The organism is Nocardioides exalbidus (genome assembly GCF_900105585.1).
GTDB classification, from domain to species: Bacteria; Actinomycetota; Actinomycetes; order Propionibacteriales; family Nocardioidaceae; genus Nocardioides; species Nocardioides exalbidus.
Genome location: NZ_FNRT01000002.1, coordinates 3,953,160 through 3,971,004, shown reverse-complemented (window position 1 = coordinate 3,971,004; position 17,845 = coordinate 3,953,160). Strand labels below are relative to the sequence as shown.

Sequence of the window (17,845 nt, the reverse complement as noted above, 5' to 3'; positions counted from 1 at the left end):
AGTCACCCCACGTGCAGTTCCTCGACGGCGCGACGCCGCCCCACGACCTGACCTACGACGACGTCTTCATGGTCCCGCGCTCCTCGAGCGTGGCCAGCCGCTACGACGTCGACCTCGCCACCTCTGACGGCACCGGCGCCACGCTGCCGCTGGTGGTCGCCAACATGACCGCCATCGCCGGCAAGCGGATGGCCGAGACCGTGGCCCGCCGCGGCGGCATCACGGTGATCCCGCAGGACATCCCGATCCCCGTCGTCGCCGACGTGGTGGCGTGGGTCAAGCAGCGGCACACGGTCTTCGACACCCCGATCGAGCTGCGGCCCGACCAGACCGTCGCCGAGGCGCTGTCGCTGATCCCCAAGCGCGCGCACAAGGCAGCGGTGGTCGTGCAGGACGGCCGCCCCGTCGGCGTCGTGTCCGAGGCCGACTGCGCCGAGGTCGACCGCTTCGCGCAGGTCGGCTCCGTGATGAACCAGGCCGTCGTGACCGTCTCGGCGTCCACCGACCCGCGCGAGGTCTACGACGCCATCGAGCGCGCCAAGGCGCCGCTCGCGGTCGCCGTGTCGGAGACCGGCGCGCTGGTCGGCGCGCTGACCCGGCTCGGCGCGCTCCGCGCCACCCTCTACGCGCCCGCGGTCGACGCCACCGGTGGTCTGCGCATCGCCGCGGCCGTCGGCGTCAACGGCGAGGTCAAGGAGCGCGCGTCCGAGCTGCTCGCGGCAGGTGTCGACTGCCTCGTCGTCGACACGGCCCACGGCCACCAGGACCGGATGGTCCAGGCCCTCCAGGCCGTGCGCTCGCTCGCGCCGGAGGTCCCGGTCGCGGCGGGCAACGTCGTGTCCGCCGAAGGCACCCGCGCCCTGGTCGAGGCCGGCGCCGACATCGTCAAGGTGGGCGTCGGGCCGGGCGCCATGTGCACCACGCGCATGATGACCGGCGTCGGCCGTCCGCAGTTCTCCGCGGTCCTCGAGTGCTCCGCGGCCGCTCGCGAGCTGGGCAAGCACGTCTGGGCCGACGGGGGAGTACGCCACCCGCGCGACGTCGCGCTCGCCCTCGCCGCCGGCGCCTCGTCGGTGATGATCGGCTCCTGGTTCGCCGGCACCCACGAGTCGCCCGGCGACCTCATGCACGACGCCGACGGCCGGCCCTTCAAGGTCTCCTTCGGCATGGCGTCGGCGCGCGCCGTGGCCAACCGGACCTCCGGCGAGTCGTCGTACGACCGCGCCCGCAAGGGCCTCTACGAGGAGGGCATCTCCTCCTCGCGGATGTACCTCGACCCGCAGCGCCCCGGCGTCGAGGACCTCATCGACCAGATCTGCTCCGGCGTGCGGTCGTCGTGCACCTACGCCGGCGCCCGCGACCTCACCGAGCTCCACGAGCGCGCGCTCGTCGGCGTCCAGTCGGCCGCCGGGTTCCACGAGGGCCGGCCGCTCGACCGGTCCTGGTGAGGAGGTGGGCGCCGTGAGGGAGCTCGACCACGTCTTCGTGATGACCTACGGCAGGTCAGGCTCGACGCTGCTGATGGGCATCCTCAACTCGATCCCCGGCTGGCTGCTGCGCGGGGAGAACCGCCACGCGATGCGCCACCTCTACGAGTTCCACCGGAGCGGCCTGACCGAGCGCGACCGCGTCGACCCCGCCCGGGCGAGCCAGCCGACCCACCCGTGGTTCGGCATCGAGGGCTTCCCCGAGGACGCCTCGCTCCTGCACATCCGGATGCTCGCCGAGGCGACCCTCCTGCGGCCCGAGCCGGACACCCGGGTCACCGGCTACAAGGAGATCCGCTGGTACGACGAGGACCTCGCCGACTACCTCGAGTTCCTCCGGCAGGTCTTCCCCGGCGCACGCTTCGTGCTCAACACCCGCAACCTCGAGGACGTCGCCTCCAGCAACTACTGGACCCACAAGGACGACCCGCTCGGCCAGGTCCGCGCCATCGAGGAGAAGATGCTCGGCGCTGCCGAGACGCTGGGCGACGCGGTCTTCCACGTGCGCTACGACGACTACGTCGCCGACCCCGGGGTGCTGCGCGGGCTGTTCGAGTGGCTCGGCGAGGTCTACGACCAGGACTCGGTCGAGGCCGTGCTCGCCACGCCGCACTCGCGCCGCGGCAAGCACCGCGACTGAGCCCCGGTCGACTGGCGCTGCGGCGGGTGAGTACGCAGGCTCACGTGCAGGCGCCACCCACGACGGAGACTCGCCCCATGGACACACCTCGCACCAGCCCCCGCCTCGCAGCGCTCGTCGTCGTGCTCGCCACCCCACCGCTCGCCTGGCTCCTGTGGATCTCGAGTGCCGACGGCACGCCCAGCGACGCGAGGCACGTCGCCTGGTTCGCCACCGTCGCGCTGGGATGCGTGGTCGCGGGGGCGCTGGCCGGCACGCGGTCCCGCCTCTGGTTGCCGGCGGTGTCGGGCGTCGCCTCCGCGGTCGTCACGCTCTACCTGTGGTGGTCGTCGGAGGACGAGACGGGGCTGTTCATGGTCGGCATCATCATCGCGACGCCCCTGATGCTCGTGGCCTCGTTGCCGCTCCTGCTGATCGGTCGTGCCGCCGCCTCGGTCGGACACGTGTCCGAGTAGCTGCCCCCGCGCAGCGTCCGGCGGGGCCGGAGGTCGGACACGTGTGGTCAAGGCGCCCCTGACGAGACTGTGGCAGGGTGAAGCATGATCATCAACCCCGGAAGCCACGAGAAGCAGGGTCCGTGGGACCCGGACGCCAAGAAGAAGTACTTCGACACGCGCTACTTCTGGACGCTGATGCCGACCCTGCTCTTCGTGCTCGGTCTCCTCGTGGTGCTGAGCGTCTTCGGCGACTGACGGAGCTCAGCGCGAGGAGCGAGGTGTGCGGCCCTTCGTCACCCCGACGAACGCCTGGGTGACCTCGTCGTCGCGCTCGATCCTCCACACGAGCGCGATGGTGGTCGGCCCGAGGTCGGAGACGACCCGGCTGACGACGTCCTTGCGCTGGTGGATGCGCGCGACCGACATCGGGAGGATGACGACGCCCGTGCCGGCGGCGACGGTCTCGATCGCCTCCTGCTCCGACATGGGTGGCCAGTCGAGCTGGTCGGCCGTCGGCGTCCAGCCGCTGGCGTGGGGGCGTACGAGCTGCTCGTCGGCCAGGTCGGCCAGGCTCACCTCGTCGTCGGCGGCCGCGAGCAGGTGCTCGCGCGAGGCGACCGCGACCTGGAGCTCGTCGTAGAGCCGCACGCAGTGCAGGTCGTCGCGGTCGACGGGGAGCCGGACGATCGCCATGTCGAGGCTTCCGTCCCGCACCCCGTCGACCTGGTCCGCCTCGGTGGTCGGCACGAGGTGGAGCGACTCGCGACGGCCGGCACGCCAGCTGCGCGCCCACTTGTCGGGGGTCGCGCCGGTGACGAAGCCGACGCGCAGCGGAGCGATCATGGGCACGACCCTAGAGGCGTCAGGCCTCCGGGTCCTTCTCCACGGCGATGACGAAGTCGTCGCCGTGCTCGGTGACTCCCGTGACGACCGCGGCCTCGACGGCCTCGATGGCGTACTGCCGGCGCACGACGAGCGGGTCCGCCGAGAGGTCCTTCACCAGTGCGACGGCGAGGGCCACCATCACCAGCACGAACGGCAGCGCCGCGATGATCGTGATCGACTGCAGGCCGTTGAGCGCGTCGGCGCCGCCGGCGAGGAGCATGACGATGGCGACGAGTCCGGTGGCGACGCCCCAGAAGACGACGGTCGGCTTGCGGGGCTCCTCCGCGCCGTGCTCGGACAGCGAGCCCATCACGATCGAGGCGGCGTCGGCACCGGAGACGAAGAAGATCGCGACCAGGACCATGACCAGGATGCTCGACACGGTCGCGAGCGGGAACTGGTCGAGCACCGTGAAGAGCTGCGACTCGATGCCGCCGGCACCCGCGATGTCGACGCCGTCCTGCTGCAGCTTGATCGCGGCGCCGCCGAAGATCGCGAACCAGGCCAGGCTCACCAGGCTGGGCACGAGCAGCACGCCGGTGACGAACTGGCGGATGGTGCGACCGCGCGAGATGCGGGCGATGAACATGCCGACGAACGGCGTCCACGAGAGCCACCAGGCCCAGTAGAAGACGGTCCAGCCGGAGAGCCACTCGCTGACCTCGGCGCCCTCGGCGCCGGTGCGGGCGGCCATCTCGGGCAGCTGGTCGACGTAGCTGCCGAGGGCGGTCGGCAGCAGGTTGAGCATGAAGACGGTCGGGCCGACGACGAACACGAAGACCGCGAGGGCCACGGCGAGGACCATGTTGATGTTGGAGAGCCACTGGATGCCCTTGGCGACGCCCGAGACCGCGGAGAGCACGAACGCGACGGTGAGGACGGCGATGATGCCGACGAGCAGCGCGTTGCCACCGGTGCCGATGCCGCCGACGATCTCCAGGCCGGAGCGGATCTGCAGCGCACCGAGACCGAGCGAGGCGGCCGAGCCGAAGAGGGTCGCGAAGATCGCGAGCATGTCGATGACCTTGCCCGCCGGACCGTGCGCCCGCTCGCCGAGGAGCGGCTCGAAGGCGGCGCTGATCAGCTGGACGCGGCCCTTGCGGAAGGAGCCGTAGGCGATCGCGAGCCCCACGACGGCGTAGATCGCCCACGGGTGGAGCGTCCAGTGGAACAGCGTGGTGGCCATCGCCGTCTGGGCGCTGCCGGTGTCACCGGTGCCCGGGGGCGGGGTGGCGAAGTGGCTGACGGGCTCGCTGACGCCGTAGAACATCAGGCCGATGCCCATGCCGGCGCTGAACATCATCGCGATCCACGACACCGTGCGGAACTCCGGCTGCTCGTCGTCGCGCCCGAGCGGGATGTTGCCGAAGCGGCCCATCGCCAGCCAGATCACGAAGACCACGAAGGCCGACGCGGTGAGCACGAAGAGCCAGCCGGTGTTGGTCATCGTCCAGGCGAGGCCCTCTCCGGAGGCGGTGCTCAGCGAGGACGTGCTCACCAGGCCCCATGCGAGGAAGGCGAGGGCGATCGCGGCGGTGACGCCGAAGACGACCGTGTCGAGGCCGGAGCCGCGCGGCTCGACGGGCTCGATCGCGGCGTCGAGGGCGGGGTGCGGGTCGTCGCCGGGAGCTGCGGAGGGCTCGGTCGAGACGTCGGCCGGCGGTTCGGTCAGGGGTTCAGTTGTAGGCGTAGCCATTCGCCGACCCCATCAAGATTCTCGCCGTCGAGGCAAACCGGGTGTCCGGCTCTCCGCCCACGACGAGAGATGACTCACACGGGCTTGCCCGCCTCGGCGTAGGACCGGACGACCGAGACGTTGAGCGGGAAGTCGACCGGCAGCTCGCGGAAGAGCAGCCGCCCGGCGGTCGACGCGGCGGAGGCGATCTCGGCCGCCACGACGTCCGCGAGCCCGGCGGGCGCGTGGACCACCACCTCGTCGTGGAGGAAGAAGACCAGGTGGGGGCGCGCCTCCAGCGGCCCGTCGGCGCCGAGCGTCCAGAGCCGGTTGCGCAGGTCGGCCAGCCAGCACGACGCCCACTCGGCGGCGGTGCCCTGGACGACGAAGTTGCGGGTGAACCGGCCGTAGGACCGGCGCCGCCGGTCCTGGTCGTCGAGGTCGGCCGGCGGCGCGTCGGGCGACTCGGCCCATGAGCCCGCGCCGAGGGCCGGGCACCCCCGGCCGAGCAGGGTCCGGACGACCTGGCCGCGCTCGCCCGCCCGGGCCGCCTCCTCGACTAGGCCGAACGCGGTCGGGTAGCGCCGGTTGAGGTCGGCCAGCATCCGGCCGCTCTCGCCGCTGGTCGCGCCGTACATCGCGCCGAGCAGCCCGAGCTTGGCGTGCTGGCGGGTCGCGACCGCGCCGTCGTCGACCATTCCCTGGTAGAGGTCGGCGCCCCGCGCGGCCCTGGCCAGCGCGCGGTCGCCGCTCATCCCCGCCAGCACCCGCGGCTCGAGCTGCGCGACGTCGGCGACCACGAGCACCCAGCCCTCGTCGGCGACGGCCGCCGAGCGGACCTGCACGGGGAAGGACAGCGCCCCACCGCCGTTGGACGACCAGCGGCCCGTCGCCGAGCCTGCCGGCTGGTAGGACGGACGGAACCGGCCGTCGCGCACCCACTCGTCGATCCAGGACCAACCGTTGGTCGTGAAGAGGTGGGCCAGCTTCTTGTAGCGCAGCAGCGGCTCGACCACCGGGTGCTCGACCGACCGGAGCGAGTGGGCCCGGGTGTCGGTCAGCTCGATGCCGTTGCGCCTCAGCGCCGCGAGCAGCTCGGGCCGGGAGTCCGGGTTGAGGCCGGGCGCGGACAGGAGGCGTCGTACGTCCCCGGCGGCTTCCTCGAGCAGCTGCGGGCGCGCACCTCGCGGCGGGCGTCGGCCGAGCAGCCCGGTCAGCAGCTCCTCGTGGACGTCGACGCGCCACGGGACGCCGGCGTGGGTCATCTCGGCGGCGGCCAGCGCACCCGAGGACTCGGCCGCCACGAGCAGCCCGAGCCGGGAGGCGTCCGGGGAGGTTGCGATCGCCGCGAGCTGGCGCGCGTCCTCGAGGTCGGCCTCCAGGTGCTCGGCCTCGTCGGAGCTGAAGAGGACCGGGTCGCTCGGCACCGTCGGCCCGAGCCGGTCCCAGAGTGACGACTCCGGCCCAGCGAGGAGCGACGCGTCGACCGCCGGGGCCCGGCGCAGCAGGTGGTGGCACAGCCGGAGGTCGTGGCACCGCCCGACCCGCACGCCCGCAGCGAGGAGGAGCGGGTACCACCGCGCGGTGTCGTCCCAGACCCAGCGCGGCCCGTCCACCTCACGTCCGGCGACGTAGGACGCCAGGTCGCCGAGGTCGATCTCCGACGACTCCCCACCCTCGGCCACCCGCACTCGCTCGCCGGGCAGGCGGGAGAGGTGCACGCGGGTCATGGGGAGAGCATCCCCGAGGCCACCGACGTCCGCGCGGTCAGCCCAGGGCGGGCGCGTCGACGGCGGCGAGCAACCGCAGGCCCTCGTGGCTCGGGGTGCCGGGCGTGGCGGTGTAGACGAGCAGGTGGTGGGACTGGAACGGGTCCTGGACGACCTGGCAGCTCAGCTCGAGCGCCCCGACCGACGGGTGGAGGTAGCGCTTGACCTCCTCCGGCCGGACCCCGACCTCGTGCAGCGCCCAGTAGTGCCGGAACTCCTCGCTCCGCTCCAGCAGGAGCTCGGCGAGGTGGGCCGCGCGCGAGTCCGGGCCGCGCAGGGTGAGCACGCCGCGCAGCCCCGAGGCGTACATCCGGGAGTAGCGCTCGTGGTCCTCCGGAGGGTGCAGCAGCCGGGCGGACGGCTCGGTGAACCAGCGGAAGCCGATGCTCCGAGCCGGACCGGTCCAGCGCCGGGAGTCGCCGACGAGCGCGACGCTGAGCGGCGTCTGCCGCAGCGTCTCGCCGAGCTCGGTGACGATCTCGGCGGGGGTGTCGCCGAGGCGGTCGAAGATCCGCAGCATCCCCGGCGAGACGTGGTCGCCGGCCGCCTCGCGCGTCGGCGGCTGGTGCCCGGCGAGGCGGAAGAGGTGGTCGCGCTCGTCGAGCGAGAGGTGCAGCCCCTGCGCGATCGAGGCGACCATCTGCTCCGACGGCTGCGGGCCGCGCTCGCGCTCGAGGCGGGAGTAGAAGTCGGTCGACATGTGGCTCAGCGCCGCGACCTCCTCGCGCCGGAGCCCGGGAGTACGCCGGCGCGCCCCGCGCGGGAGCCCGACGTCCTCCGGCTGCAGCGCCTCGCGGCGGCGGCGCAGGAAGTCGGCCAGCCCGGTGCGATCGATCATGCGCCCATCCTGTCCGCTCGATGGATCCGTATCCACGGATCACCGGGCCGTGGATCCGGATCGCTGGATCGCGCACGCTGGTGACACACCGACCACGCCACCCGGAGGAGACCCCACGTGCCCAGGACCTACGACCTCGCCCTTCCCGACCTGACCGGCAGGCGCGCCCTCGTCACCGGCGCCAGCGACGGGATGGGCCTCGGCATGGCCGCCTCGCTGGCGGGAGCCGGCACGGAGGTGCTGATGCCGGTGCGCAACCGGGCCAAGGGCGAGGCGGCCGCCGCGAAGGTCCGGGCGCAGGTGCCCGGCGCCCGGCTGGTGCTGCACGACCTTGACCTGTCGTCGCTCGACTCGGTCGCCGCGCTCGGCGAGACGCTGCTCGCCGAGGGCGAGCCGATCCACCTGATGATCAACAACGCGGGCGTGATGACGCCGCCGGAGCGGCAGACGACGGCCGACGGCCACGAGCTCCAGCTCGGCACCAACCACCTCGGCCACTTCGCGCTCACCGGACGCCTGCTGCCGCTCCTCCGGGCGGGGAGCGCCCGCGTGACGTCCCAGACGAGCGTCGCCGCCCGCAGCGGCACGATGAACTGGGACGACCTCGACTGGGAGCGGTCGTACGACGGCATGAGGGCCTATCGGCAGTCGAAGATCGCCTGCGGACTGTTCGGTCTCGAGCTGAGCCGCCGCAGCGCCGCCGCGGGGTGGGGGATCACGAGCAACATCTCGCACCCCGGAGTCGCCCCGACCAGCCTCCTCGCCGCGCGCCCCGAGCTCGGCCGCTCCGACGACACCACCAGCGTGAAGGTGATCCGCTGGCTCTCCGCGCACGGCCTCCTGGTCGGCACGCCCGAGACCGCGAAGCTGCCCGCACTGATGGCGGTCACCACGGGGGACGACGGCGGCTACTACGGCCCGCAGTGGCCCGGCAACGCCGGCGGTCCGCCCGGCCCGCAGAAGCTCTGGGCGCCGCTGCGCCGCGACGACGACGCGGCGCGCCTGTGGGAGGTCTCGGAGGAGCTGACGGGCGTCCGGTTCGGCTGATCCGTGGTGCCGACCGCCATGATGGGCGCGTGCTGCACCGCCATCCCTTCCTCGCCCTGCTCAGCCTCGCCTACCTCGCCTTCATCGGCCTGGTGACGCTGACGCCCGGCTCGGACCAGCCCGACTACCAGGGGCTGGCGGCGCGCGTCCTGGCGCGGCTCGAGCGCTACCCCTCGCTCGACCCGGTCTCGAGCCGGCTCAGCATCGAGCGGATCGAGTTCCTCGCCAACATCGGCCTGTTCGTCCCGCTCGGGGTCTTCCTGCTGATCCTCGTCGGGTCGCGGCTGTGGTTCGTCGCCATGATGGCGGGCGTCGTGCTCACCTCGATGATCGAGAGCGTCCAGAAGTCCATCCCCGGTCGCGTGTCCGACCCGCGCGACGTCGCGGCCAACTCCATCGGGATGTTCGTCGGCGTCGGGGTCGCGCTCGTCCTGACCCTCCCGGCCACGATGCGACGCCAGCGGGAGAGAGCCGCACGACGAGAAGGCCGGTGACGAGTCAGCCGCGCGAGTCCGAGTGGTCCCGTGCAGCCGCCACGAGCCCGGCCATGAGCCCGATCTCGACGCGGGTCTCCGGGTGCCACTGAACGGCGAGGCAGTAGCGCTCGCCCGCCGCCTCCATCGCCTCCAGCGTCCCGTCGGCCGCTCGGGCGACGGCCGTGAAGCCGGGGTGGGTCGCGACGGACTGGTGGTGGTGGCAGCTCACCTCGACCTCGGCGCCGACGAGCGCCGCGAGCCGTGAGCCCGGCTCCGTCGCCACCTCCACCGTGCCGTAGGCGTCGCCGCCGGGGGAGTGCGTCTCGTGCCCGACGAGGTCGGGCGTGTGCTGGTCGAGCGTCCCGCCGGCGTGGACCGCCATGAGCTGCATGCCCCGGCAGATCCCCAGCACGGGCAGCCCGGCCGCCTCCGCGGCCGTCAGCAACGCGAGCTCCCAGGCGTCCCGCTCGGGGTGCCAGCCGGCGGTGCGCTCGTGGGGCGCGGCGCCGTACTGCCCGGGGTCGACGTCGGCGCCGCCGGACACGACGAGCGCGTCGATCGTCGCGACGACGCGCGCGGCCGCGCCGGGGGAGCCGACCGGCGGCAGCAGCACGGGTACGCCGCCCGCGACCTCGACCGCGGCGGCGTACTCCGTCGGGAGCAGGTCCGCGCGGGTGTTCCAGACCCCCCACGCGGCCTGCTGGCGGTACGTCGTCAGCCCGACGACGGGTGCGTCCATGCCAGGCACCTCCGGACCCGGCTCAGAGCGGGGTGACGTAGGCGCCGGAGATCCCGCCGTCCACGAGGAAGGTGTTGGCCGTCATGAAGCTCGACTCGTCGGAGGCGAGGAACAGCACGGCGTTGGCCATCTCCTCGGGTTCGCCGAATCGGCCCATCGGCACGTGCACCAGGCGTCGAGCGGCGCGCTCCTCGTCGCTGGCGAAGAGCTCCTTGAGCAGCGGCGTGTTGACCGGTCCCGGGCACAGCGCGTTGACCCGCACGCCCTCGCGGGCGAACTGCACGCCGAGCTCGCGCGACATCGACAGCACGCCGCCCTTCGAGGCGGAGTAGGAGATCTGCGAGGTCGCGGCGCCCATCACCGCGACGAAGGAGGCGGTGTTGATGATCGAGCCGCGCTTCTGCTCGAGCATGTAGGGCAGGGCCGCCTTGCAGCAGAGGTAGACGCTGGTGAGGTTGACCTCCTGCACCTTGCGCCACGCGTCGAGGTCGGTGTCGAGGATCGAGTCGTCCTCCGGCGGGCTGATCCCCGCGTTGTTGAAGGCGATGTCGACCGAGCCGTAGGTGTCCTTCGCCGTCCGGAAGAGGGCGTCGACCTCGTCCTTGGAGGTGACGTCGACGTGGACGTAGGTGACCACCTCGGGACCGCCGAGCTCGGCCGCGAGCGCTTCGCCCGCGGCGTCGTCGATGTCGCCGATGACGACCCGTGCGCCCTCCTCGACGAAGCGGCGTACGGTCGCGAGCCCGATGCCGCTGCACCCGCCGGTCACGACGGCCGTGCGGCCCTCGATGCGTCCTGCCATGTCTGTGTGCCTTCTTTCCGGTGTGTCGGGGTGCGGGGGTCTCAGTGGGCGATGAAGACGTTCTTCTCCTCGGTGAACGCGTTCGGCGCGTCGGGGCCGAGCTCGCGGCCGAGGCCGGACTGCTTGTAGCCGCCGAACGGCGTCCAGTAGCGCACCGAGGAGTGGCTGTTGACCGAGAGGTTGCCGGCCTCGACGCGTCGCGAGACGCGCAGCGCCCGTCCGACGTCGGCGGTGTAGATCGAGCCGGACAGGCCGTAGTCGGAGTCGTTGGCCAGGGCGACCGCCTCGTCCTCGTCGTCGAACGGCATGACGGCGACGACGGGTCCGAAGACCTCCTCGCGCCAGACCGCCTCGCTGGTGTCGGTCGACTCGATGACGGTCGGGGGCAGCCACCAGCCGGGCCCGTCCGGTGCGCTGCCGGTGAAGGCCACGCTCGCGCCGTCGATGTAGGCCTGCACGGCGTCGCGCTGGGCCGCCGAGACCATCGGCCCCATCTCGCTCTGCTCGTCGGAGGGATCGATGACCCGCAGCGCCTTGACCGACGTCTCGAGCCGCCCCACGAACTCGTCGTACGCCGTGCGCTGGACGAGGATCCGCGAGCGCGCGCAGCAGTCCTGGCCGGCGTTGTCGAAGACGGCGTAGGGCGCGCTCGCGGCGGCCGCCGCGACGTCGGTGTCGGCGAAGACGATGTTGGAGCTCTTGCCGCCGAGCTCCAGCGTCACGCGCTTCACCTGGTCGGCGCAGCCGGCCATGATCGTCTTGCCGACGGTGGTCGACCCGGTGAAGCAGACCTTGCGCACGAGCGGGTGGGTCACGAAGCGCTCGCCGACGACCGAGCCCTTGCCGGGGACGACGGTCAGCACGCCCTCGGGCAGGCCCGCCTCCAGCGCGAGCTGGCCGATCCTGATCGCGGTGAGCGGCGTGAGCTCCGCCGGCTTGAGGACGACGGTGTTGCCGGCCGCGAGCGCGGGCGCGAAGCCCCAGGCCGCGATCGGCATCGGGAAGTTCCAGGGGACGATGATCCCGACGACGCCGAGCGGCTCGTGGAACGTCACGTCGGTGCCGCCGGCCACCGGGATCTGGCGACCGAACAGGCGCTCCGGCGCGGCGGAGTAGTAGTTGAGGCAGTCGCGGACGTTGCCCGCCTCCCACCGGGCGTTGCCGATCGTGTGCCCGGAGTTGAGCACCTCGAGCTGCGCGAGCTCCTCGACGTGTGCGTCGACCACTGCGGCGAAGGCACGCAGGAGTCGGGCCCTCTCGCCGGGGGCGACGTCACGCCAGGCGGGGAACGCGTCGTGCGCGCGCTCGATGGCGGCGTCGGCCTCCTCCAGCGATGCGGAGGTGGGGGAGGAGTCCAGCTCGGCGCCGGTGCTCGGGTTGATCAGGGTGGTCATGTCTTTCCTCAGAGCCTCTCGAATCCGCGGACGAGCTCCCAGTCGGTGACGGCAGCGTTGTAGGCCGCGAGCTCGACGTCGGCCATGTTGGCGTAGTGGTCCACGACCTCGTCGCCCAGGGCGGCACGGGCGATCGCCGAGCCGTGGAACCGCTCGCGCGCGTCACCCATGGTGCTCGGCACGCGCGGCTTGTCGGAGGCGTAGGCGTTGCCGGTGAGCTCGGGCTCGAGCTCGAGGTCGTTCTCGATCCCGTGCAGCCCGCCGGCGATCATGGCGGCGAGCGCGAGGTAGGGGTTGGCGTCGGCGCCGGGGATCCGGTTCTCCATCCGCGCACCCGCACCGCGACCCACCAGGCGGACGGCGCAGGTGCGGTTGTCGAGCCCCCAGCCGAGCGTGGTCGGGGCGAAGGAGCCGTCGGCGAACCGCTTGTAGGAGTTGATGTTGGGCGCGAAGAACAGCGTGAAGTCGGCCGCCGTCGCCAGCACGCCGGCGATGAAGCTGTCGTAGAGCGGCGTACGCCCTCCCGCTTCGTCGTCCCAGAAGACGAGCTCGCCGTCGGCGCCCCGCAGCGACAGGTGGATGTGGCACGAGCTGCCCTCGCGCTGGTTGGGCTTCGCCATGAAGGTCACCGACCGGCCGTGCTGGGCGGCGATCTCCTTGGCGGCGTTCTTGTAGACCACGTGGTTGTCGGCCGTGGTGAGCGCGTCGGCGTAGAGGAAGCCGATCTCGTGCTGGCCGAAGTTGCACTCGCCCTTGGCGCCCTCGACGTCGAGACCGGCGGCGTACATGTGGTTGCGGACGTCGCGCAGGAAGGGCTCGACGCGGGTGGTGCCGAGGATGGAGTAGTCGACGTTGTACTGGTTGGCCGGGGTGAGGTCGCGATAGCTCTTGCGGAAGGCCTCCTCGTAGGTGTCGTCGTAGACGACGAGCTCGAGCTCGGTCCCGGCGAGGGCGACCAGCCCGCGCTCGGCCAGCCGGTCCAGCTGGGCCTTCAGGACGGCGCGCGGTGACGCGACCACCGGGCGGTGGTCGGCCCACTCGAGGTCGCACTGGACCATCGCGGTCGCGGGCAGCCAGGTGAGCAGTCGGATGGTCTGCTCGTCCAGGACGAACTCCATGTCGCCGTAGCCCTGCTCCCACGACGTCATCGCGTAGCCGTCGACGGTGTTCATGTCGACGTCGACGGCGAGCAGGTAGTTGCAGCCCTCGGTGCCGTGACCGACGACGTGGTCGAGGAAGTACTGCCCGTGCAGCCGCTTGCCCTGGAGCCGGCCCTGCATGTCGGTGAAGGCCAGGACGACCGTGTCGACCTCTCCGGACTCGATGCGCAGGCGCAGGTCCCCCATGGTCAGGTGGCGGTCGTTGCGTGTGCTCACGTGGTCTCCCTCTCGCTGGCGGTGTCGTACGACGTGGGGTGCAGGGCGTCAGACGAGCAGGCCGCGCAGCAGCGCGGCCGTGTCGTCGCAGTGGTCCTCCATCACCGCGCGGGCGCGATCGGGACGCCCGGCGAGGATGGCCTTGCAGATCTGGCGGTGCTGCTGGTGGGAGTGGCCGATGTTGGGCTCGAGCGACGGGATCGCGCCGAGCATCCGGTCGAGGGTGGACTGGACCGAGGTGACGGCCTCCTGGAGCCTGGCCGAGCCGCTCAGCGAGGCGATCGTGAGGTGCAACCGCGAGTCCGCCTGGCGGTGGGCGCGCTTGCCGGAGGCGTCGGCGACCGCGGCCTCGGCCGAGCTCAGCCGGCCCCGGTCGGCGTCGGTGAGCTCGTGGCTGGCGGCGAGGTGGGCGGCGCCCGGCTCGACGACGCTGCGGAACGCGAGTGCGTCGAGCCACTCGGACTTGGTGGCCGCCGACACGCGGGACAGGCCGGTCGACCGGGAGCGTGCCTGTGCCGTGACGGACGACCCGCCGCCCCGGCCGCGCCGGGTCTCGATCAGCCCCGCCTGCCGCAGTGCGGCGATCGCCTCGCGCAGCGTCGCGCGGCTGACGGCGAGCCGCTCGGCGAGCTCTCGCTCGGGCGGCAGGAGGCTTCCGACGGGGTAGACGCCGAGCCGGATCGCGGTCGCGAGCTGCTCGACGCAGCCCTCGAACGCGTGGTGCCCACGCACCGGCCGCAGGACCGCCGCCGTGAGGTGCTCGTGCGGCTGGGCGGTCATGCCGGTCAGTCTCCGGGGTGACGACCTGCACAGTCAATGGTCGGAGTTCATACCAATTTCCACGAGTTCTCGTCAGACCCCTTCACAATGCTGACCGGGCGGGTCTAGGTTGCCGAGCACCCACTGACGCGAGAGGTGCCACATGTCTGCTGAGCCCGCTGCCGAGCGACACCTGACAGAGGACGAGGAACACCTGGCCAAGCTCGGCTACAAGCAGGAGCTCGCCCGCTCCTGGTCGGGCTTCTCCAACTTCGCCATCTCCTTCTCGATCATCTCGATCCTGGCCGGCTGCCTCACGACCTACGGCGCGGGCATCGCCAACGGCGGCCCGGTCTCGATCTCCTGGTCCTGGCCGATCATCTCGGTGTTCATCCTGATCATCGGGTTCACGATGTCGGAGCTCGTCTCGGCGATGCCGACGTCGGGCGGCATCTACTACTGGGCGTCCAAGCTCGGTGGTCCGGCGGCCGGCTTCTTCACCGGATGGCTGAACCTGATCGGCCTCGTCGCCGTGACCGCGTCGGTCGCCTATGGATGTGCGACGTTCTTCGAGCTCACGTTCCTGGCGTGGGGCTGGATGGACGAGTTCTCGCTCAACACGGTCTTCGCGATCTTCCTCGTGATCCTGGTCTTCATCACGGTGGTCAACATCTTCTCCAGCCACCTGCTCGCACTGATCAACAACGTCTCGGTGTGGTGGCACGTGGCCGGCGCGGCGTTCCTCGTGCTCGTGCTGATCATCGTCCCCGACCAGCACCTCAGCGTGTCCCAGGTCTTCACCGACACCTACAACGGGTCCGGCTGGGCCGACGGGTCGACGAGCAGCCTCGTCTTCTTCTTCGCGATCATCCCGTTCGGCTTCATCCTCACCCAATACACGATCACCGGCTTCGACGCCTCCGTGCACCTCTCCGAGGAGACCCAGGGCGCGGCGAAGACCGCGGCCCGCGCCATCTGGCAGTCGATCTTCTACTCGGCCGTCGGCGGCTACATCCTGCTGCTGGCGGTGACCTTCGCGATCCCGCAGGTCGACGGTGCGCCGGACTACGCGAGCATCCCCGCCGGAGGAGTGGCGTACGTCTTCGACGCCGCGCTCGGCTCGACGTGGGGCGGCCTGCTGCTCTTCATCTCCTCGTGCGCCCAGCTCTTCTGCGCGACCGCCTGCCTGACGTCCACGTCGCGGATGATGTTCGCCTTCAGCCGTGACCGCGCCGTCCCCGGCTCGCGCCTCTGGTCCAAGGTCAACGCCCAGCGCACCCCTGCCAACGCCGTCATCTTCGCCGCGGTCCTCGGTGCGCTGATCACGCTCCCGGCCCTGAAGTCGGTCAACGGCATCCCGACCGCGTTCTACGCGGTCACCTCGGTCTCGGTCATCGGCCTCTACTTCTCCTTCGCCGTCCCGATCTTCCTGCGCTGGCGCGCAGGCGACTCGTTCGAGGTCGGCAGCTGGAACAACGGCAGCAAGTACAAGTGGATGAACCTCGTGGCCACGATCGAGATCGTCGTCGTCGGCATCATGCTGATGCTGCCGACGTCGCCGTTCGGCGCACCGTGGCGCGACGAGTTCGACTGGGCCGCGGTGAACTACGCGCCGATCATGGTCGTCGCCGTGCTCGCGCTGCTCGCGATCTGGTGGAACGTGTCGGCGAAGCACTGGTTCACCGGTCCGGTCAACACGATCGACCAGGCCGTGGTCGACGCCTTCGAGGACTGATCCGCACGCACCCGGGGCGGGTGCTCACCCCAGGTAGCTGGTCGTGAACGTGATCGCCACCGTCAGCACGAGGGTGTTGAACACGAAGGCCAGCACCCCGTGGGTGAGCACCTGCCGCCGGAGCGCGGAGTGCCGCACCTCGACGTCGGTGGTGCCGAAGGTCGTCCCCACCGCGACGGTGAAGTAGAGGTAGTCCACGACGCCGGGCTCGGCACCCTCGGGGAAGGCCAGCCCGCGGTGCTCGCTGTGGAGGCCGACGTAGCTCATCAGGAACCCGGCCTGCAGCACCATCCACGCCGTGACGACCGCGAGCAGGCAGACAGCCAGCACGTAGGACTCGGCGGCGGACTGGTCGTCGGCCCGCGGCATCACCAGGAGCACCGACACCAGCGCGACCATGGCGGCGGCCTGCGCGAAGCTCTCCGGCGAGATGGCGAACCACCGCTCGGCGCGCGACATGCGGCGCGACTGGCGTGCCATCGCGGTGAGCCCGTTCAGCCCGCCCCGACGGACCGCGGCCCACGTGAGGGCCAGATAGAGCAGGGCGTACAGGTCCCAGGACGCCAGGAAGACGAGCAGCGCCTCGCCGGGGGTCAGGAGTCCGACCACGATCCCGACGCCGGCCAGGACCTGACGGGAGATCTCGCGCTGCCACCACTGCATGCCACCGGAGCCTAGGTGCCGGACTGCGCCCGGGACGTCCTACCAAGGTCGCTCACAGGTCCGGCACACGGTCCTCCCAGCCTCGCCGCCTACCCTGTCGTGGTCCCCCTCATGACCCCGACGCAGAGGACACCGTGACTTCACGCCCCATCGCCGCGCTCACCGCCAGCATCGTGCTGGCCCTGGGCGCGACCGCCTGCTCCAGCACCACCGACGAGAGCGACACCGCGAAGGACAGCACGTCCTCGGCGCCCGCCACCACTGATGCCCTCGACGGCGTGACCGTCACGGGTGACTTCGGCGAGGAGCCCGAGATCGAGGTCGCCGACCTCACGGTCGACGAGCCGGTGAGCGCCGTCGTCATCCCGGGCTCCGGCGAGGAGGTGGCCGACGACAGCAGCGTCAACTACCGCTTCCGGATCGTCTACGCCAAGGACGGCACGGACGTGTCCGGCAACTACTCCGAGGAAGCGCCCCAGAAGCTCGACGTGACCCAGCAGGCTCCCTTCATCACCGATGCCGTCGTGGGCGCCACGATCGGCACGCGGGTCGCGATCGCGCTCAAGGTGAAGGACCTCGTCGGCGACGGACAGGCCTCGCAGTACGGCATGAAGGGTGCCGACGACCTCGTCATGGTGCTCGACCTGATCTCGATGACGCAGGACCCGCTCGACGGTCCCGAGGGCGACGTGGTCGACCCGCCGGCCGACGCGCCCACCATCACCGAGGAGGACGGCGTCGTCACCGGCATCGGCTTCGACGACGCCCCGAAGACGCCCAGCGACGAGCTGCAGGTCATCACGCTGATCGAGGGCTCCGGTGACGAGGTTGCCGAGGACGACAACGTGACGGTCGACTACTTCGGCACGGTCTACGGCGACGGCAAGGCGTTCGACGAGTCCTACTCGGCGGAGCCGGTCGCGTTCCCGCTGACGCAGGGAAGCCTCATCGACGGCTGGGTCGAGGGCCTCCAGGGCGTCACCGTCGGGAGCCGGGTGATGCTGATCATCCCGGCGGACCAGGCCTACGGCGACCAGGACTCCGGCGACATCCCCGCGGGGTCCACGCTCGTCTTCGTCATCGACGTGCTGGGGGCGAACCTCTAGTCCGCCGTCGCGGGCCG

At 71.6% G+C, this 17,845-nt stretch carries 18 protein-coding genes; 8 read left to right on the top strand and 10 right to left on the bottom strand.

Annotated features, from left to right (window positions below; translation table 11 throughout):
* The first annotated feature begins 11 nt into the window (after nt 1-11).
* The 4 genes from BLV76_RS19240 (at nt 12) to BLV76_RS22700 (ending at nt 2,819) form a co-directional block, all read left to right on the top strand.
* A complete protein-coding gene (locus BLV76_RS19240) occupies nt 12-1,448 on the top strand; it encodes a GuaB1 family IMP dehydrogenase-related protein (protein ID WP_090971241.1) in 1,437 nt (478 codons plus the stop codon).
* Nucleotides 1,449-1,461: 13 nt separating this feature from the next.
* On the top strand, nt 1,462-2,127 hold the full coding sequence (locus BLV76_RS19235; protein ID WP_139306634.1) for a sulfotransferase: 666 nt from the start codon (nt 1,462-1,464) through the stop codon (nt 2,125-2,127).
* Nucleotides 2,128-2,204: 77 nt separating this feature from the next.
* Nucleotides 2,205-2,582 carry a hypothetical protein gene (locus tag BLV76_RS19230; RefSeq protein WP_090971237.1) on the top strand — a complete coding sequence of 126 codons (378 nt, stop codon included), beginning with the start codon at nt 2,205-2,207 and terminating at the stop codon, nt 2,580-2,582.
* Between the two features lie 84 nt (nt 2,583-2,666).
* Entirely contained in the window at nt 2,667-2,819 is a 153-nt protein-coding gene (locus BLV76_RS22700; protein WP_175539756.1) for a hypothetical protein, read from the top strand.
* 6 nt (nt 2,820-2,825) lie between these two features.
* Here BLV76_RS22700 and BLV76_RS19225 read toward each other — a convergent pair whose 3' ends face one another.
* From BLV76_RS19225 to BLV76_RS19210, 4 genes are all read right to left on the bottom strand, one after another.
* Nucleotides 2,826-3,407: a LysR family substrate-binding domain-containing protein gene (locus BLV76_RS19225; protein WP_090971235.1), complete on the bottom strand. Its 582-nt coding sequence runs from the start codon at nt 3,405-3,407 to the stop codon at nt 2,826-2,828.
* 19 nt (nt 3,408-3,426) lie between these two features.
* Nucleotides 3,427-5,145, bottom strand: coding sequence for a BCCT family transporter (locus tag BLV76_RS19220; RefSeq protein WP_090971233.1), 1,719 nt, complete (start codon nt 5,143-5,145; stop codon nt 3,427-3,429).
* Between the two features lie 74 nt (nt 5,146-5,219).
* A complete protein-coding gene (locus BLV76_RS19215) occupies nt 5,220-6,854 on the bottom strand; it encodes a bifunctional 3'-5' exonuclease/DNA polymerase (protein WP_090971231.1) in 1,635 nt (544 codons plus the stop codon).
* A gap of 37 nt (nt 6,855-6,891) precedes the next feature.
* Entirely contained in the window at nt 6,892-7,731 is an 840-nt protein-coding gene (locus BLV76_RS19210; protein ID WP_090971229.1) for a helix-turn-helix transcriptional regulator, read from the bottom strand.
* Between the two features lie 117 nt (nt 7,732-7,848).
* On the opposite strand from BLV76_RS19210, the gene BLV76_RS19205 reads away from it, so the two are divergent.
* Together BLV76_RS19205 and BLV76_RS19200 are read left to right on the top strand one after the other, a co-directional pair.
* Entirely contained in the window at nt 7,849-8,778 is a 930-nt protein-coding gene (locus BLV76_RS19205; RefSeq protein ID WP_090971228.1) for an SDR family oxidoreductase, read from the top strand.
* 29 nt (nt 8,779-8,807) lie between these two features.
* Nucleotides 8,808-9,272, top strand: a complete 465-nt coding sequence (locus tag BLV76_RS19200; RefSeq protein ID WP_175539755.1) for a VanZ family protein — start codon at nt 8,808-8,810, stop codon at nt 9,270-9,272.
* Between the two features lie 4 nt (nt 9,273-9,276).
* On the opposite strand, the gene BLV76_RS19195 is transcribed toward BLV76_RS19200, so the two are convergent.
* From BLV76_RS19195 to BLV76_RS19175, 5 genes are read right to left on the bottom strand one after another with little or no spacing between them, the layout of a single operon-like run.
* Complete coding sequence (locus BLV76_RS19195; RefSeq protein WP_090971224.1) at nt 9,277-9,993, bottom strand: gamma-glutamyl-gamma-aminobutyrate hydrolase family protein; 717 nt, start codon at nt 9,991-9,993, stop codon at nt 9,277-9,279.
* A gap of 22 nt (nt 9,994-10,015) precedes the next feature.
* Nucleotides 10,016-10,795, bottom strand: coding sequence for a 3-oxoacyl-ACP reductase (locus BLV76_RS19190; RefSeq protein ID WP_090971222.1), 780 nt, complete (start codon nt 10,793-10,795; stop codon nt 10,016-10,018).
* 41 nt (nt 10,796-10,836) lie between these two features.
* Nucleotides 10,837-12,189 (bottom strand): aldehyde dehydrogenase family protein, encoded by a 1,353-nt coding sequence (locus tag BLV76_RS19185; protein ID WP_090971221.1) that lies wholly within the window; start codon nt 12,187-12,189, stop codon nt 10,837-10,839.
* A gap of 8 nt (nt 12,190-12,197) precedes the next feature.
* Nucleotides 12,198-13,565 (bottom strand): glutamine synthetase family protein, encoded by a 1,368-nt coding sequence (locus BLV76_RS19180; protein WP_281246173.1) that lies wholly within the window; start codon nt 13,563-13,565, stop codon nt 12,198-12,200.
* Between the two features lie 48 nt (nt 13,566-13,613).
* A complete protein-coding gene (locus BLV76_RS19175; protein ID WP_090971219.1) occupies nt 13,614-14,345 on the bottom strand; it encodes a FadR/GntR family transcriptional regulator in 732 nt (243 codons plus the stop codon).
* A 142-nt stretch (nt 14,346-14,487) separates the two neighbouring features.
* Between BLV76_RS19175 and BLV76_RS19170 the strand changes: the two genes are divergently transcribed.
* On the top strand, nt 14,488-16,059 hold the full coding sequence (locus tag BLV76_RS19170) for an amino acid permease (protein ID WP_090971217.1): 1,572 nt from the start codon (nt 14,488-14,490) through the stop codon (nt 16,057-16,059).
* Nucleotides 16,060-16,083: 24 nt separating this feature from the next.
* Here BLV76_RS19170 and BLV76_RS19165 read toward each other — a convergent pair whose 3' ends face one another.
* A complete protein-coding gene (locus BLV76_RS19165) occupies nt 16,084-16,722 on the bottom strand; it encodes a DUF1345 domain-containing protein (protein WP_090971215.1) in 639 nt (212 codons plus the stop codon).
* A gap of 134 nt (nt 16,723-16,856) precedes the next feature.
* Here BLV76_RS19165 and BLV76_RS19160 point away from each other — a divergent pair, with 134 nt between their 5' ends.
* The gene (locus BLV76_RS19160; protein ID WP_090971213.1) at nt 16,857-17,828 is read left to right on the top strand and encodes an FKBP-type peptidyl-prolyl cis-trans isomerase; all 972 of its coding nucleotides are present in this window, start codon (nt 16,857-16,859) and stop codon (nt 17,826-17,828) included.
* Nucleotides 17,829-17,845 lie beyond the last annotated feature (17 nt).